This is a genomic window from Parasediminibacterium sp. HNIBRBA5674 (genome assembly GCF_056745525.1).
Window position 1 is genome coordinate 1 of record NZ_JBQWIE010000122.1, and the last position, 315, is coordinate 315.

The following is a 315-nucleotide window of genomic DNA, read 5'->3' on the forward strand; positions in this document are numbered from 1 at the left end:
CATACAAAATTTTTACCCTCCCATTTCCAGTCAGACACTATTGTACCATAAACAGAATTGTAATCGCCTTTAGCAAACTGTAATTGATTGATAAGCATTGGTTCTAAGATAATTTTTTTAAAGCCTGGAGCATCCATATCTGGCTTAATACCTGCTATACCATTAAAAAACCAAGCATCAAAACCGGCCTGCATGGGGTGGCTATGAGATCTTCCATTCATGATACCGGGTTTTTCATTTACAAAACGTGTGCTAACGGGCAATACTTCCCAAAGTGTGGTAGCATCGTATTTCTTCCACATTAATTCAAAGCTA

1 protein-coding gene is annotated in these 315 nt (G+C 37.8%); it reads right to left on the bottom strand.

What is annotated here, in order from left to right:
• Positions 1 to 315 (bottom strand): alpha-L-rhamnosidase C-terminal domain-containing protein (locus tag ACT9TX_RS18535; RefSeq protein ID WP_481340625.1); only part of this gene is annotated, 315 nt, incomplete at both ends.